13 protein-coding genes are annotated in these 16080 nt (G+C 63.6%); 4 read left to right on the forward strand and 9 right to left on the reverse strand.

Annotation, left to right across the window (positions count from 1 at the left end; genetic code table 11):
* Positions 1-16 precede the first annotated feature (16 nt).
* Together QH470_RS30845 and QH470_RS30850 are read left to right on the forward strand one after the other, a co-directional pair.
* Complete coding sequence (locus tag QH470_RS30845; RefSeq protein WP_425302816.1) at positions 17-1120, forward strand: esterase/lipase family protein; 1104 nt, start codon at positions 17-19, stop codon at positions 1118-1120.
* A 148-nt stretch (positions 1121-1268) separates the two neighbouring features.
* A complete protein-coding gene (locus tag QH470_RS30850) occupies positions 1269-1910 on the forward strand; it encodes a hypothetical protein (RefSeq protein ID WP_280275892.1) in 642 nt (213 codons plus the stop codon).
* Positions 1911-2158: 248 nt separating this feature from the next.
* On the opposite strand, the gene QH470_RS30855 is transcribed toward QH470_RS30850, so the two are convergent.
* The 3 genes from QH470_RS30855 to QH470_RS30865 form a co-directional block, all read right to left on the reverse strand.
* Positions 2159-2899, reverse strand: coding sequence for an NADPH-dependent F420 reductase (locus QH470_RS30855; protein ID WP_280275893.1), 741 nt, complete (start codon positions 2897-2899; stop codon positions 2159-2161).
* A gap of 131 nt (positions 2900-3030) precedes the next feature.
* On the reverse strand, positions 3031-3795 hold the full coding sequence (locus tag QH470_RS30860) for an oxygenase MpaB family protein (protein ID WP_280275894.1): 765 nt from the start codon (positions 3793-3795) through the stop codon (positions 3031-3033).
* A gap of 22 nt (positions 3796-3817) precedes the next feature.
* Positions 3818-5278, reverse strand: coding sequence for an FAD-dependent oxidoreductase (locus QH470_RS30865; protein WP_280275895.1), 1461 nt, complete (start codon positions 5276-5278; stop codon positions 3818-3820).
* Positions 5279-5449: 171 nt separating this feature from the next.
* Between QH470_RS30865 and QH470_RS30870 the strand changes: the two genes are divergently transcribed.
* Positions 5450-6292, forward strand: a complete 843-nt coding sequence (locus QH470_RS30870; protein WP_280275896.1) for a class I SAM-dependent methyltransferase — start codon at positions 5450-5452, stop codon at positions 6290-6292.
* Positions 6289-7299 (forward strand): phosphatidylglycerol lysyltransferase domain-containing protein, encoded by a 1011-nt coding sequence (locus QH470_RS30875; protein WP_280275897.1) that lies wholly within the window; start codon positions 6289-6291, stop codon positions 7297-7299. Before QH470_RS30870 ends, QH470_RS30875 begins: the two co-directional genes overlap by 4 nt.
* Positions 7300-7311: 12 nt before the next feature.
* Here QH470_RS30875 and QH470_RS30880 read toward each other — a convergent pair whose 3' ends face one another.
* The 6 genes from QH470_RS30880 to QH470_RS30905 all read right to left on the reverse strand — a co-directional run bounded on the left by QH470_RS30880 (position 7312) and on the right by QH470_RS30905 (position 15960).
* Positions 7312-8712 (reverse strand): flavin monoamine oxidase family protein, encoded by a 1401-nt coding sequence (locus QH470_RS30880; RefSeq protein WP_342228475.1) that lies wholly within the window; start codon positions 8710-8712, stop codon positions 7312-7314.
* Between the two features lie 88 nt (positions 8713-8800).
* Positions 8801-9544 carry a hypothetical protein gene (locus QH470_RS30885; RefSeq protein WP_280275898.1) on the reverse strand — a complete coding sequence of 248 codons (744 nt, stop codon included), beginning with the start codon at positions 9542-9544 and terminating at the stop codon, positions 8801-8803.
* 31 nt (positions 9545-9575) lie between these two features.
* Positions 9576-9869 (reverse strand): cytochrome C oxidase subunit IV family protein, encoded by a 294-nt coding sequence (locus QH470_RS30890; RefSeq protein WP_280275899.1) that lies wholly within the window; start codon positions 9867-9869, stop codon positions 9576-9578.
* Between the two features lie 8 nt (positions 9870-9877).
* A complete protein-coding gene (locus QH470_RS30895; RefSeq protein WP_280275900.1) occupies positions 9878-10471 on the reverse strand; it encodes a cytochrome c oxidase subunit 3 in 594 nt (197 codons plus the stop codon).
* Complete coding sequence (locus tag QH470_RS30900; protein WP_280275901.1) at positions 10468-10887, reverse strand: SCP2 sterol-binding domain-containing protein; 420 nt, start codon at positions 10885-10887, stop codon at positions 10468-10470. Before QH470_RS30900 ends, QH470_RS30895 begins: the two co-directional genes overlap by 4 nt.
* A 24-nt stretch (positions 10888-10911) precedes the next feature.
* Positions 10912-15960: an SDR family NAD(P)-dependent oxidoreductase gene (locus QH470_RS30905; protein ID WP_280275902.1), complete on the reverse strand. Its 5049-nt coding sequence runs from the start codon at positions 15958-15960 to the stop codon at positions 10912-10914.
* Between the last annotated feature and the right edge of the window lie 120 nt (positions 15961-16080).

Below are 16080 nucleotides of genomic sequence, written 5' to 3' on the forward strand. Positions count from 1 at the left end.
CGCCGATCCCGCGCCGGTGTCCGGTGAGCAGCAGTTGGCCGATGTGATCGGGCAGGGTTTGAAGGATCCGGCGGCGCGTCCGATCGCTGATACGGGTAGCGCGGGTAGTTCCGGGTCCGCGTGCACGTCGGGTAGTGGGGCGGGGTCGGGGAATGGTTCGGGTGATTGTTATGGGGGTTCGGGGTCGAGTTCGGGGTCGTCGGGTGGGCATTCGTCGGACACGGTGGGGTATGGGCCGGCGTCGTCGGCGTTCCTGGCGGCGTTCGGGTACGGGTTGCTGAATCCGAATGTGGCGCCGCCGGGCAGTAACGACTGGGGGTGTAAGCCGACCGCGGCGCATCCCGAGCCGGTGGTGTTGATCCATGGGACGTGGGAGAACGCGTACGACAACTTCGCGTTCGTGTCTCAGCCGATCCATGATGCGGGTCATTGTGTGTTCACGTTCAACTACGGTCAGTCGAATCTGGTCGAGGGTGGCGGGCTGGGGTCGGTGCTGCCGGGGGCGAACGGGACGGGGTTGATCCAGGACTCGGCCAAGCAGATCGCGGTGTTCGTGGATCGGGTGCTGGCGGCGACGGGCGCGCAGAAGGTGAACATCGTCGGGCATTCGCAGGGTGGGGCGGTGTCGCGGCAGTATCTGAAGTTCGAGGGTGGCGCGTCGAAGGTGGATCATCTGCTGACCTTCGGTGCCACCAATCACGGCACCACCCTGGACGGGATCGGTGCGCTGGGGCGGGCGATCAACAATTTCGGGATCGATGTGCTGGGTCTGGTGGAGATCTTCGTGGGGCATTCGGGGATTCAGCAGACGGTGGGTTCGGATTTCGTCAACACTCTGAACGCGGGTGGTGACACGGTGCCGGGGGTGGATTACACGGTGGTCGGTACCCGCTACGACGAGGTGACCACTCCGTATGATCTGACGTTCCTCACCGCGGGTCCGGGTGCGACGGTGCGTAACATCACCCTGCAGGACGGGTGTGAGCAGGACCTGTCGGACCATTTGACGTTGATGTACTCCCCGCGGGTGCTCTCGATCATCCTCAACACCCTCGACCCGTCACAACCACTGGTCTGCACCTTCAACCCGTGGTTGATCGGCGGCGGCGGCAAGCTGTAAACCCGGTCGTACGCCTCCGCCGAGTGACCTCCCGCAGGCCACTCGGCGGAGTCGTCTGTGCGCGGTGAGACAGACCGCGGTGCGACGCGTAGCTCCGCCCACGACGGGTAATGCGAGAACGCCATTACTGTCGATGATGGGAGGCGTCATGAGAGACGTCGAGGAGAATACGTCTACCGGGCGCGGCGGTCGGCTACGTATTCCGCGCAGCCGCGGCGCGCTGGGCGGGCTGGCCGTGCTTCTGCTGGGTATCTGGGGCGCGCTCATTCCGTTCATCGGGCCCTATTTCGATTTCACCTATACCCCGGACGAACCGTGGGTGTGGTCGGCCGCGCGCGGCTGGCTGCAGGTGCTACCGGGTGTGGCCGCGGCGATCGGTGGCCTGCTCATGCTGTCGAGCGGGAACCGTGTCGTCGCGCTCGCGGGCGCGTGGCTGGCCGCGGCGGCCGGTGCGTGGTTCGTGATCGGCCCCGTGCTGGCAGGTCCGTTCGGCTTGGACATCGGCACCCCGGTCGCGGGCTCCGATTGGAAACAATCGCTCATACAGCTCGCCCTCTTCTACGGGCTCGGTGCGGTGATCCTCTTCTTCGCCGCGTCCTCGCTGGGCCGGCTGTCGGTGCACAGCGTCCGCGATCTCGCCTTCGGACGGCGTGAAGTCGACAACGCGGCAACCCGACCGGCGAACGTCGCACCCGGTCTGGCCGAGGGTGCCACCGTTCCCCGGGACAACCCGCGGACCAGCGGGACCGGGATGCACCGTGGACCGCGTCTGCACGGCGGTCCGGCTTGAGACTCGGGGCGCGGCGTCCAGCCCCCGATGAGACTGTGACAACATATCTTTCGAGATCGCCGGGGCGGTGAACCCACTGCCCCGGCGACGATTCTCGCCCCCGACCGATCAGTCCCCGAGAATAGGTAGCCGCTCGCGATGAGCGCGCGGAGCCGGTCCACCGCTGCCGCGTCGTGGTGTGGCCTGTCGGCGTTCAACCCGCCGTCCTCGATTCCGCGTGATTCTGCGGGCACAGTCCCGCTGGAGATCTACATGAATACCGCACGGTTCACGCGGATGGCATGTTCTGGGGTCGACTTCAACTTCTCGATTCGCTCGAACATGACCGCCGCGGCCAAGTCCCGGCGCTTCGGCAATCTCGCGGCGTCGGCCGCCGGCAGTGCGGTTCGCAGTTCGTCGCTGGTGAGATCGGTGCAGTAGCTGGGGGAGCCGGGCTGCTGACGCCACGATTGCGCCAGCGTTCCGGCATCGAATCCGTCGAAGCCGGTGTCTTCGACCAAGGCCATGCCCACCGCACGCGCGCCCTCGTCATCGGCCGCGACCGGGATGGCGATGCGTCCCCCGGTTCCCGCGGGCGCGCCCTTTCGAGCGAACGAGTCGGACCCGATAGCGTTCCACGCCTTGACGATCGGCCGCCCGAGTTGCTCTGCGACCCAGAGGCTTTCGACTTGACCATTCTCGATGGCCTCGATGGCGGAATCGCGTGACGGGTAATAGTTCGAGGTGTCGACGACAACGGTCTCGGCGGGCACGGTGGCGATCAACGGTGCGATATCGGGAATCCGGTTCAAGGGGATCGACAAGATCACGACGTCCACATCCCGCACCGCATCGGCCGCGGACACCGCGCGCGCACCCGAGGCAAGCAGCTCGGCCTCGATCGTCTCCGGTCCCCGCGAGTTCGCCACTTTCACGTCATGCCCGGCCGCACTCAACTTCACGGTCAGCGTTTTGCCGATGAACCCGGTACCGATTACACCGATTCTCATGCGGAACTCCTTCTGTCAGCGTCCATTTCACTCAGCACAGACCCGTACCGCTGCCCCACCGGAGCAAAACGGAGTTGGCATCCGTATTTGATCGAGCATAAAACGGAGGCAGCCTCCGGTCAACTCCGGCCTCAGAAACCCCGTCCCGAACCACGGTGGTCGGCGCGCGCCGAGGGCATATACCGCAATCTGCTCGGTGCCAGGGGCGCCGCGAGCCGGAGTCCGGCCGCGTAGGTGCGCAATGCGACGCGGTCTCCGGAGCCCGCCCCCACGCCGAACAGCTCCCGCGCGCGGGGGTGCTGTAGCTCGCGGGCCACGGCGGACGGCAGCAACCTCGGAACCCAGGCGTCCGGCCGCAACACCACGGGCATGAACTTGCGCGACGCCGGAGTAGGGCGCAGGCGGGTACCGCAGGCGTGCTCGAAATAGTCCACGAACTCGGCCCAGGTCGGCGGGACCGGGCGCGCGGAGACCCCGTATCGCAAGTACCACTCGCAGCACTGCTCATAGAGCAGCTCGTGGTCACGGTCGGACATCGGTGAAATGAACGTATTGATCGCTACGACAAGGCTTTCCACGTAGGTGGCGTGCTGGAAGTGGAATACGTCCGGATGCACGGCGTGAAAACGTTGCCCCCTGTCGTCGACGCCCTTGATGTGCTCATGGATCGCGGCCATGGCATGCCGGCGGGGCCGATCGTCGTAGGCCGCCGCGATGGCGCGCGACGCCGTCCGTCGTTCGTGCAGCCACAGCCGCATTCGCACATGCTGGTCGAGCGCGGACGCGATCGCCGGATGCAGAATCTGCAGACCCAGAGCGCGCGGCAGAGCCAGCAAGAATCGGCGGTCGCCTACATACCGCCGGAGCAGTGACGCTTGCCGTCCCGATGTGCTCACGTGCGTCCCTTCCCCACGACGGTCAGTTCGTTCCCAATCGCCCACATCGGACGTCGAATCGTTCGCGCACCGTCTCCAACGTCCTGCTGTGGTGGTCACGATCTCGGCGATGCGTCCGCAGGAACTGCGCGGCATTTATCAGGCGTCGCGGAATCGGGTACCAGCGGCTGACATCGACTCCGCAGTCGAGGAACGCTTTCATCGGAACACTGTCGGCGATAACGCTGAAGTTGTGCTGGTTGAGCGCCATCAACGCGTACGGCAACACCCTGTTGGCTTTACGTCGGAGCTCTTCGACGTCAAGTTCGTACAGCGGCGCATCCCGCAGGCGATCGAGAAACATCAGATGCGTCATGAAATAGGACTGAACCGTGACCGGTTGCAGGGTCGCCGAACGCTGCTGAATCGACAGCACTGCTCCGCTTGCCGACGCGTACGGCTCATATGGATGCTCTCTGGCGAGCAGATACCCTGTGCAGTTCACCACCCAGCTCCCGTGCGGAACCGGCCTCGTCGAACCATCTCGGAACACCAATTCCGTGACGTTGCCACGATCGACCGCATCGACAAGACGTTCCACAACGATCGTGGTCAGTCCTGCGGCAATCGTTTCCGCTTCGGCATCGGAGAGATAGCTGAACAGAAAGTTACTCGCGTCGGGAGTCAGGCGGGTGCAGTAGTTGTCCCGAAACATCGCGACCATATCTTCCTCGTTGGCACCGTCGAATCGATTGGCCAACCGCGAAAATAGGCCGATCGGCTCGTCACCGGCCCACCATTTCCGAATTCCCTCGGGGAACATCCGGTCACGTCGCATGAAGTACGTCCCGGAACCGGTGACGAGGTTGATCTCCCGGCCAGGGTACTCCGAGACGAGCATCTTCACAGTATCCATGGCAGTCTTGCCACCACCGACAACCCAGACGGGAGTAGCGCTGCTTTTCAGCCCGCCATGTCGCAAGTCGCAGTAATCGGGCGAGACGGAGTTGATCCGCGCGCTCGAGAGCGGCAAGGGTTCGTTGGGAACGATTTGACACCCATAAGCCTTGATCAGCCGCCCGGCCTCGATTACGCGCGTCTTACCGTCGATGGACCGAGTGATCGCTCGAACGCGCCCCGCCGCTTCCGTGCAGCTTTCGAATTCGACGCCGAAATGTGTCTCGAGCCGAACTCGCCGACTCAATATATCCAGGCAGCGGGTGAGATGACCAAGCACTTCTTCTTTGGTCGCCAGATACGACGGATTCGCATCGAGTTCCCACCCGAGGTCGCCGACGGTAAAGAACCGGTACGGCTGGTGGAGGCGCACATATGGATAGGTGTCGACCCACATTCCGCCCGGTCGAGGTCGCCGGTCGATCAGAACGACCTTCTGATCTCGAGAGAGATACTTGCTGGCAACCGAGAGCGCGTTGAGGCCGGCTACTCCGGCGCCCACGATGCACACATCGCACCGCTCGACTTCACCGGTCGACGGATTCATAGCGTTCATAATCACCGCGTCGGCAAGGGAGGTCAATCATCGACAGTTCACGGTGTGCGGTCCGCATTGCGCAGCACAACACTTCCTGCCTATCCGTCATCCGCGTAGTGTCACCATCAAGTGCGACAGCTCGGCGGTTTTGGGGGAATCTTGGTCAAGTTGGATGCGTCAGTGCTCGACGGTCTCTCCGAGACAGCGCTGTTCACGCTCTGGTGCCGTGGCAGTGAAGCGTCGCGTTCGGACGCCATCATCACCGATCCGCATGCCGTACGCTTACTGGCCGCTTTGGACTACCCGTTCTTTCAGAAGTTCGGAAAGGCGAACCAGATCTACGCAATTCGCGCCCTGGCCTTCGACAGCGTGGTGCGCGAATTCCTCAGCGAGTACCCCCACGGAACGGTGGTTGCGCTCGCCGAGGGACTACAGACCAGTTACTGGAGGCTCGGTCCAGCGGACTGTCGCTGGCTCAGCGTAGATCTGCCCGAGGTTGTCTCGATCCGCCGGCAGCTACTGCCCGCCGAGCCGAATATCGTGTCGGTGGGAGCTTCGGCCCTCCAGCTCAGCTGGGCAGAGCACGTACGACCGGACGCACCGGTTCTCATCACCGCCGAGGGCCTGCTGTATTACTTCGATGAGCACAGCGCGCTCGGCTTGATAGCGGAGTGCGCGCGCCGGTTCCCGGGTGGCCGAATGGTCTTCGACAGCGTCCCGCGCTGGTGGGCCGGCCGCCGCAACAAGGCCTTCAGCGTCAGCTCGGCGGTGACGGGGTCCCGCGTGGGTACGGCGGGTTACACTTTTCCGCCGATGCCGTTCGGAATCTCGCCGAGAGAAATCCGACAGTTTCCCCGACAGATCGCCGGTGTGGGATCGACTCGTCAAATCTCGCCACCTTCCGGACGTGGTGTGCACGGCCGCATCGTCCAAGCCGGCTATCGGTCTTCGGTCGTGCCGACCGCCCTCCGCTTCGCCATCACCGAACTGCGCTTCCACAGCGAGAGCCGAGGGAACCGATGACGCCGACGTGCGGTCATGTCGAGGCATCAGCAGTCCTGGAAGACCTGGCACATCACTCGTCGGCGTTTCTCGCCCTGAACGCAGGCAACGAGTTCTTCACCGTTGCGGGCGTTCAGGGCTTGATCGCATATCGGCCACAGGGGCGCTGTTGGATTCAGTTCACCGGCGCCGTCGGCTCGGACGAGACCGCACGCCGAGAGCTCGATGCCGCGTTCCTCGCGGCGGCGGCCAGAGAACACAAGCGCGTGATCGCCGTGCAGTTGTCCAAGTCCGACGCCGAGCGTGCCGCCGATGCCGGATGGGTGGTCAATCAGCTCGGTTCGTCATACGGCATCGACCTCTCCGCATTCACGTTGCGCGGACAGAAGTTCGTCAAGACGCGAAATATGATCTCGCGGTCCAAACGGGAGGGAGTGGCGGTCACCGAAGTCACGGTGGACCGTTCGGCGGATGCCGGCCTCGTGAGCCAGCTGGACGCCATTGATACAGCCTGGTTGCGCAGCAAGGGCAGACATGTGAAAGAACTCCGGCTCATGATCGGTGAGCGCGGCGGCCCGCTTCAGCACAAACGCCGACTCTTCCTGGCCGAAGTCGCAGGACGTGTCGCCGCCTACGTGTCTTTCGCTCCTGTCTACGGCACACAACACGGATGGCTGTACGACTTGACCCGCCGCGTCCCCGGCGCCCCGCCCGGTGTCGTCGAGCACATCTTCGCGGTTGCCGCGGAAACTTTGCGAAAAGACGGCGCCGGATGGATTCATCTGGGCTTCACGCCTTTTGTCGGCATCGAGCAGGAGCATGAGTTCCCGCAGTCCTCCAGCCGAATGCTCGCGCTGGCCGCGGCCCAAGTTCGCAGACACGGTCGAGCGCTGTACCCCGCGGAAAGCCAATTGGCATTCAAATCCAAATGGCGCCCACACCAGGTAACTCCTGAATACATTGCGTTTCCGGGCCGGATCCGCGCTGGTGACGTGTGGCACCTGGCGCGTGCGACCAACGTGCTGTGATCTGCCGGATCATCATCGTGCGGGGCGTGGTGACGGTCCGACCGAGAGGCGGGCCGCCACTTCGCCCGCTGCCCGATGCCCGGATTCGACCGCACCGTCCATGTAGCCGACCGACTGCCGGGCGGTTTCGCTACCTGCCCAGTGCAACGGTCCAATCGGTGTGCGCAGTGCCGTTCCGAACTGGGTAAGCGTCGACGGCCCGGTGAAGGCGCCGTAGCAGCCTCCGGTGTATTGCTCTGCCGCCCAATCGGTTTCGATATAGCCGATCGGTTTGCTCGCGCCAGGACCGAAGTAGGCGGACAGATCGTCGAGATTCTGCCGGTAGCGCTCCTCCGACGACAGTCGGCTGGCCTCCTCCGCGTGCCGGCCCTCGATGAAACCGACCAGGACTCCCGGATCGCCGCCCTGCGGGGTGTTGTCGAACACCGTGCCGACAGCTCGCGACGTGCTGTTGGCCTGACCACTGAAACCCTGGCCGCGCCAGAAAGGCTTGTCGTAGCTCACGTTGATCTTGATGACACGCCCCATCGGCATGCGATCGGTGAGCTGTTCACGATCACCGGGCAAGGCAGGTGTGTAGCGCAGCCGCCCGCACAATACGGGTGGCATGGCGACAATCGCTCGCCTGGCGTGCACGGTTGAGGAATCTGCCAGTTCTACTCGAACGCCGTCGTCGTCCCAGTCGATCCCGCTTACGGGGCTGCTGAGCTTGACGCGGTCCCCCAGTCGTTCCGCGAGTTTCAGCGCGATCTGCTGTGAGCCACCGACGATACGGTCTTGCTGGGCACCGCCTTTCGTGCTGACCAGCTTCTCCACTCCGCCGCTGGCAGCCAGAAAAGCTGCCACCCACAGGGTGGAGAGTTCTTCGGGCTCGGCGGCGAAAACCGCTTCGGTGATGAACCGCATGTAGCGCTGCCCGCGCTGGGTGCGCAGGTTCTCGGTGATCCAGGTAGCGAAGGTCTGTTGATCGAGTTGTGCGGCCTTTTCCGACAGCGGTCGGTCGGGCGCCGGCAACGAATGGCCATGGCGATCCAGTTGCCACATTCCGTAGGCGAGATCGGCAAGGAGCACCGGACTTACTCGCGGAATGCGTCCGCGGTATTTGACCAGTCGGCCATCGAGTTCGACGATGTGCCGCCCCGAATCGTATGTCGGAAACAGCGAGAGCCCGAGATCGGATATGAGGGACAGCACCTGGGTCTGGCCTGGGCCGACCCATTGACCGCCGAGTTCGATGGGCGCGCCACCAGGCAGTTCGGCATTGAGCAGACGGCCGCCCACCCGATCTCGCGCTTCCAACACGGTCACGGTGTGGTCGGCGGCAACAAGATCGCAGGCAGCCACCAGCCCCGCAACACCGGCGCCAACGACCACTACATCGACTTCGGGCGGCATATCTTTCCTCTCGGTCACTCAACTCGTCTTTTCGGCCGGTTGAAATCCCAGCGGTCAGTTTGGCTCGGCCGCGACGATTTATCAATCGGCATCACTTGCCCGCCGACTACCCTATTGGCGCGCGGCTGTAATCCGGGTGCCGGCTATCGAAAAATGCCAGCATCACGGTGGTCACTACGAGATATACCGCAAAAAGGCCCAGCGGCAAATACGTAGAAATGAGGCCGTTGTATGCGAAGGGCCCTGTTTTGAAGAACGCAACCAGTCCGTTGATCACGGTGCCACCTGCTATGCATTCGAGAATACTGAAATACCCCCACCACCGAGGAAGGGTAGGAGATCCCCGCGGCGCCAGAAAGACCGGCAGTGCCATGAATAATATCCATGCCGCAAAAGGTGGCCAACCATAGATGGTGATGAGCCAAGCCAGATCGTTGAAGGCCTGCGTCAGTTCCGGGCTGACGCTACCCGCCCGGAACGCAGCCAACGTCCACAGAATACCCATGAAAATCAGCACCAAATAACAGCCGGTGAACGCAATGAGCTGCGCCATGCTGAAAAACGAGAATCGCTTCTCCAACATCCTTGTGCGAGCGGCGATGAGCACTGCCAACGGAATGAGGAACGAGGTGCCGATCATATACGAGAAGACACCCACTTGAATGAGTCCTCGATGCTCGGTATAGAAGGCGGCAACCTGCTCGGCCGACCAATCAGGGTCGGTGATCGGAGACGTCCATTCCGCCGTGAACAACCGACCCCAGAAAACTCCACTCGTCAACGCGGCGTATAAAACCAGAGATCCCAGAGCCACACGTCTCTGATATTTGTGACCGATGAGGGTGTTCATCGCGATAATTCTCCCTCTTCAGGGTCGGGATCTAGACAAAATAAGGTACGGTGAGGGCAATCACGAGCAGCACGACGTATACATCGAGTGCGACGCGTAGCCAATGAGCCGATCCTCGGCTGTTCATGAATTTGAACGCGATGATCCAGAATTTGAGGCCGGCACAGGCCACCACGACCACGGGTTCATAATCCCAGCCCCGCGCGTATCTGCCGAAAATGACCGATACCACGGTGATCGCCAACAAGAGTGACCACGCGTACACGGCATTTCGGTCCGCTCGCCGCGTTTGCGTCGACGCTGTCGCGCCGCTTCCGCCGTCCACAGATCCTCCTAGGCCAGATAGAAAAGCGCAAACAAGAACATCCATACTGCGTCCACGAAATGCCAGTAGCACCCGGACCCTTCGATGAAATTCAAGCGCATGCGGACCGAATCGGGCCCGTAGCCGATGACCAGCAGGAAGACGGTGGCCGCGACCACATGGCACAAATGAAGCATCGTCAGCACGAAATACAGCATGAAAAAGATGTTCGTCGTCGGAACGGTGCCGTCGGCAATCTTCGTTCCGTACTCCAAGCATTTTGCGGCAAAGAAGGCGATGCCGGTCCAGGCTGCGTATCTGAACCAGCGAGCCGTGTACGGCGCCGCTTTCCGCTGCGCCGCATGCACCCCCAGAACAACGAAGAGGGATCCGGTCAGGAGTAGGGCGGTGTAGGCGGTGCCTACCGCCAGGTTCAGGCTGCCCTTCGACTCACGGAACGTGTCCGGATACTCGAGGCGATAATAGGTAATGCATCCGAAATAGACGCCGAAAACAACGAGTTCCGCAAGAATGATGATCCAGAGCCCAGGTTCTCCCGGGACCGTCCGCGGCACGACGCCGGTGCGTAGTTCAGGGGTCGACTCCCTCATCTCTGTCGTCATTTCATGTCCACAAGTTCCGGACGACCGATCTCGGTCAAATACTCTCGATACTCGACATATATGGGCTCGAAAGCCGGCAGCAGACTCAGCAGCTTGATCAACGGACCCGACACCTTGACTTTGCGCGTCGCGAGCGACTTTTTGATGTTCAGCGCGCCGAGCAATAGACGGTGACCATCGTCAGCCGACATCGCGAGCTGGACATCGACGTGATCGACGGCGGCAGCATCGCCCACCCTGACAGGTAGCCCGACTTCCCTCGTCGAGTCGAGCAGAAAACGCGCAGCCGGGTCCGAGTAGACGATGCGAAAACTGCCTATCGATGCCAATTTATCGTTGAGCCCGGTCTCCATCACCCGTTCCAGGAACGGTGTGGCAAGGGCGTAGATCTCTTCCGTCGAACCGAAGATTGTCATGCTGTCGACTCCTCGTCGAACACGTTATTGATGCCCCATGGCCAGGTCGATCAGTTCGTTCGCATCGAGGTCCTCGATGGCTTTGTCGGCCGACGGCTCGGCCGGACCGTGCCCCGCATGCTGGTCGGCCAGCCCACGGGCGATCTCGGCGATGCCCGAGTTCCGAATGATGTCGATCGGCAGCCGACTCAACAGACTCCGCAGATCCGACTCGGAGAGTTCGGTGTCGGTGTCCGTGGTGTGTTGCGGGGTGATTTGGGTCCGCAAGTAGTGAGCGAGCGCTTTGGGTGTGGGGTGGTCGAAGACGATAGTGGCGGGGATCTTCAGGGCAGTGGCCGTCTGGAGACGGTTACGGAACTCGACAGCGCTCAAGGAGTCGAAGCCCAGGCTTTTGAACGGTTCCTCGGGAGGAACGGTCTGGGGTGTGTCGTGCCCGAGGACGATGGCGACCTGACCGCGCACGAACTCCAGAATGAGACGCTCTTGTTCAGTTTCGTTGTGCCCGTGCAACAGTGCCGAGAGCTTGGATTGCTGGGCGCTTCCCTGGTTGCTGGCGCGACGCCGAGACCGCGCGACGAGACGGGCGATGGCCGGCACCGAACCCGACGCGGCGAGAGCCGCGGTGTCGATCCGCGCGGGAACCACCAGGGGATGACCGGAGTCGATCGCCGCGTCGAACATCGCCAGGCCCTCGGCCGTGGTCATCGGCAGAAACCCGCTGCGGGCCATCCTGGCCGAATCCTGATCACCCAAATGCTCGGTGAGACCGGTCTTCTGCTCCCACAACCCCCACGCCAGCGAGGTGCCGGCCAAACCACATCGCTGCCGATAGTGAGCCAACGCATCCAGGAACGTGTTGGCAGCCGCGTAGTTTGCCTGCCCGGGCGATCCCAAAATCCCTGCGGCAGAAGAGAACATGACGAACAGGGCCAGATCGTCCTCGGCGGTCAGCTCGTGCAGGTGCCACGCGGCACCCGCTTTCGTCTCGAGCACCGGTTCCCACGTGTCGACGGTCAGCCCCGAGAAGACGCCGTCACGCAGCACCCCGGCGGCGTGCACCACACCCGTCAACGGATGTTGTTGCGGGACATGCGACAAGACTCCACGCAAGGCGTCGCGGTCGGACACGTCGCAGGCGACCACATCGACGTGCGCACCCAGTACGGCCAACTCGTCGGCCAACTCCGCGGCGCCGGGAGCCTTGGGACCGCGGCGGCTGACCAGCAGAAGGTGCCGCACCCCGTAGTGCTGAACCAAGTGCCGCGCGAAGACCGCGCCCAACGCCCCGGTCCCACCGGTGATCAACACCGTGCCTCGCTCATCGAGTCGGCGCGGGATGGACAGCACGGTCTTGCCCACATGCCGCGCTTGGCTGAGATAGCGATACGCCTCCGGAAGCCGGCGAACATCCCAGGCAGAAGTGTCGACAGGTTCGATGTCCCCGCGCGCGAACATCGCCGCGAGTTCGCGCAACATCTCCCCGAGACGATCCTCACCAACCTCGAACAACACAAACGGCTGATAACTCACACCGGGATGACACCGCGCCACCTCACCCGGATCACGAACATCGGTGCGGCCCAACTCGATGAACCGGCCGCCACGAGGCAACAAACGCAGCGAGGCATCAGTCAACTCACCGGCCAACGAGTTCAACACCACATCGACCCCCTGGCCCCCAGTCGCGTTCAGGAACGCTTCCTCGAACTCCGAGGACCGGGAACTGGAAATGTGACCGTCGTCCAAACCCATCGACCGCAGCACCGGCCACTTCGCCGGACTCGCAGTAGCGAAGACCTCCAACCCCCACACACGCGCCAACGCGATCGCCGCCATCCCCACCCCACCGGTCGCGGCATGAATCAACACCCGCTCACCCCGCTGGACCCCGGCAAGGTCGCGCAACGCGTGAAACGCCGTCAAGAACACCGCCGGAACACCAGCAGCACGAGCGAACGACCAATCTCGCGGAATCGGCGCCACCACACGACAATCCGCAGTCGCAACCGAACCGACACCCTCGAACACACCCATCACCCGGTCGCCCACCGCCACATCCGTGACCCCGGCACCGATCGCCACCACAACCCCCGCGCCCTCACCGCCGATGACCGCGTCAGGGTCTGGATACATGCCCAACGCCACCAGCACATCCCGGAAATTGATCCCCGTCGCGCGCACAGCGATCCGAACCTGCCTGTCCCCCAACTCTTCTGCCGCCACAAACGGTTCCGCGACGAAGTTGTCACCGGTCAACGTTCCCGCGCCCGCGGTCCGCAACCGCCACGAATCCGTACCGCCCGCGCCGATATCGATCACCGACGAACCGTCCATCCGCACCAGCCGCGGCACCTGCACCACTCTTCGGCGCACCGCCGCCTGAGACTCTCCACTCGCCAGCACCGCCGCAACGGCCCACGACATGTCGTCCCAGTCATCGAGGTCGATCAGCACGACACGATCGGGGTATTCGTTCTGCACCGATCGCAACAAACCCCATACACCGGCATCCACCAGACCCGGCACCGGATCACAACTATCAACGGGCACCGCACCCGACGTCACCACCACAGAGCGGCCGCTCGCGTGACCCTCGTCGGCCAACCACCCCTGAAGCCGCTCCACCACACCCCACACACCGGTGTCCGAGCAGCGCAGCACCCTCACATCCGCAGCCACCGTCAGCTCGACGTCGCCCACATCCAGCGGTTTCCAGTCGACGGTGTAGAGCGTTTCCTCACCGCTGTCGATAGCGCGCAGGTCGCTCAGGGCGATACCGCGCACGGTCAGTACGGCATCGGCAACCGGCTGGCCCACGCTGTCGTGCAAGACGATCCCGACACGGTGATCACCGGTCGAAGACAACCGCGCCCGCAGCTGACGAGCCCCCACGGCGTGGACACGGACCTGTTCCCAGGCGAACGGCAACAACACCTGCCCGTCGGGGACCGGGATGTCGAGGAACCCGATCGCCTGCATCGCCGCGTCCAACAATGCCGGGTGAATCATGAACTCGTCGGCGGCGGCTTCTACCGTCTCCGGCAGGACCACCTCGGCGAACACCTCACCGCCGCGACGCCAGACCGCCTTCAGCCCCTGGAAGACCGGGCCGTAGCGGTAACCTCGCTCGGCGCACAACTCATAGAAATCCCCCACCGGGACCCGGTCGGCGGCGATCGGTGGCCACGTCCCCGCGGCTCCGGCACCGGCTTCGACGGGCTGGCCGGGATCACTGTCCACGACGCCTTGGGCGTGCACCGTCCAGGGTCCCTCGGTGTATTCGGGCCGGGAGAACACCTCCACCCGACGACCACCATCCGCCTCGTCCTCGACAGCCGCCACGACCACGCGAATGTCGACCCCGCCCCGCTCGGGAACCACCAACGGCGCCTGCAACACCAACTCACGAACAACGTTGCAGCCCAACCGATCACCAGCAAACAACACCCACTCCGCCAGCGCGGCTCCCGGCACCAACACCACCGAACCCACCGCATGATCCTTCACCCAGCCATGCGAACCCACCCCCAACCGTCCGGTGAACACCACCTCACCCGACGACGGCGACTCCACCACCGCCCCCAACACCGGATGAGCACACCCACTCAACCCCAAACCACGCGCATCACCAGCACCAGCATCCAACCAATACCGCTTGCGCTCAAAGGCATACGGAGGCACATCCACCAACTCACCACCACCGACCAACACCGACCACTCCACACCCGCACCGAGCACAAACGCTGAAGCCAACGCCTCCAGCACACTGCTCACCGCGTCACGGCGCCGACGCAGCAGCGCGACCGCCACCGGTGCGGTGGTGACTTCGCGAATGAGCGGGGTCAAAGCGCCGGGTCCGACCTCGATCACTCGGGCGTCGGGGTCGTGGTGAGCGAGGGTGTGCATCGAGTCGGCGAAGCGGACCGTCTCACGGACATGACGGACCCAATAATCCCCCGCCCCAAAGCCTTCGGCATGCAACTGCCCGTCCAGATTCGACACGATCCCCACCACCGGCGCCGACACCGTGACCCGCGAAACGATCTCGGCGAACTCGGCGAGCATCGGCCGCATCAGCACCGAATGAAAAGCATGCGACACCGCCAGACGCGTGGTCTTGTATCCCTGCTCACCCAGCCGTGACGCTATATCGGCGACCGCCTCCTCAGGACCCGAAATCACCACCGCCGCAGGACCATTGACCGCAGCCAGACTCACATCGGTGTCCACCAGCAACGGCTGGACGTCTTGCGCACTCGCCCGCACGGCCACCATCGCCCCACCAGCAGGCAGCCGCGACATCAACCGCGCGCGGCCCATCACCAACGCCACCGCGTCGGTCAGATCCAAGACGCCGGCGATGTGAGCCGCAGTGATCTCTCCCAGCGAATGACCCAACACCACATCGGGAGCGATCCCGCACTCCCCGAGCAGGGCACACAGCCCCACCTCCACAGCGAACAAACCCGGCTGCGCATACAGAGTGCTGTCCAGTTCCTCGGCATCAGTACCCCAGATCACCTCACGCAACGGCCGAGGCAACACCGCATCGCACGCCCGCGCCACCGCATCGAACGCGGCGGCGAAAGTCGGGTACCGGTCGTAGAGTTCACGACCCATGCCCAACCATTGGGAACCCTGGCCGGGGAACACGAATACCGTCTTGCCCTCGTTCTCCGCACGTCCGACCACCACGCCGGGTGCGGGCTCACCGTCGATCAGCGTTTGCAGCCGGGACTCGAACTCCTCACGGTTCGCGCCGATCAGCACAGCGCGGTGCTCGAACACCGTGCGCCGCGCCAATGTCGCGGCCACCGCACGCGGTTCGACGTCGGGGTGGTTGTGCAGGAATTCCCGCAACCGCACCGCCTGGGCGGTCAGCGTCGCGGGGCTGCGTGCCGACAACACCCACGGCAGCATCGGGGCCGCTCCGGTGTCGGCGGGCTGTTGCTGTGCTGGAGATGGTGGTGCTTGTTCGAGGATCACATGAGCATTGGTGCCACTGATCCCGAACGACGACACCCCCGCCCGCCGCGGACGACCCGGTGAGAGCCACTCACGACGAGAACTCAACAACCGCACAGTCCCTGCATCCCAATCGATCTCACTACTCGGCGGATCGACATGCAACGTCGCCGGCAACACCCCACAACGCATCGCCTGCACCATCTTGATCACACCCGCCAACCCCGC

The sequence above is a fragment of the Nocardia wallacei genome (assembly GCF_029868745.1).
GTDB lineage: Bacteria > Actinomycetota > Actinomycetes > Mycobacteriales > Mycobacteriaceae > Nocardia > Nocardia wallacei_B.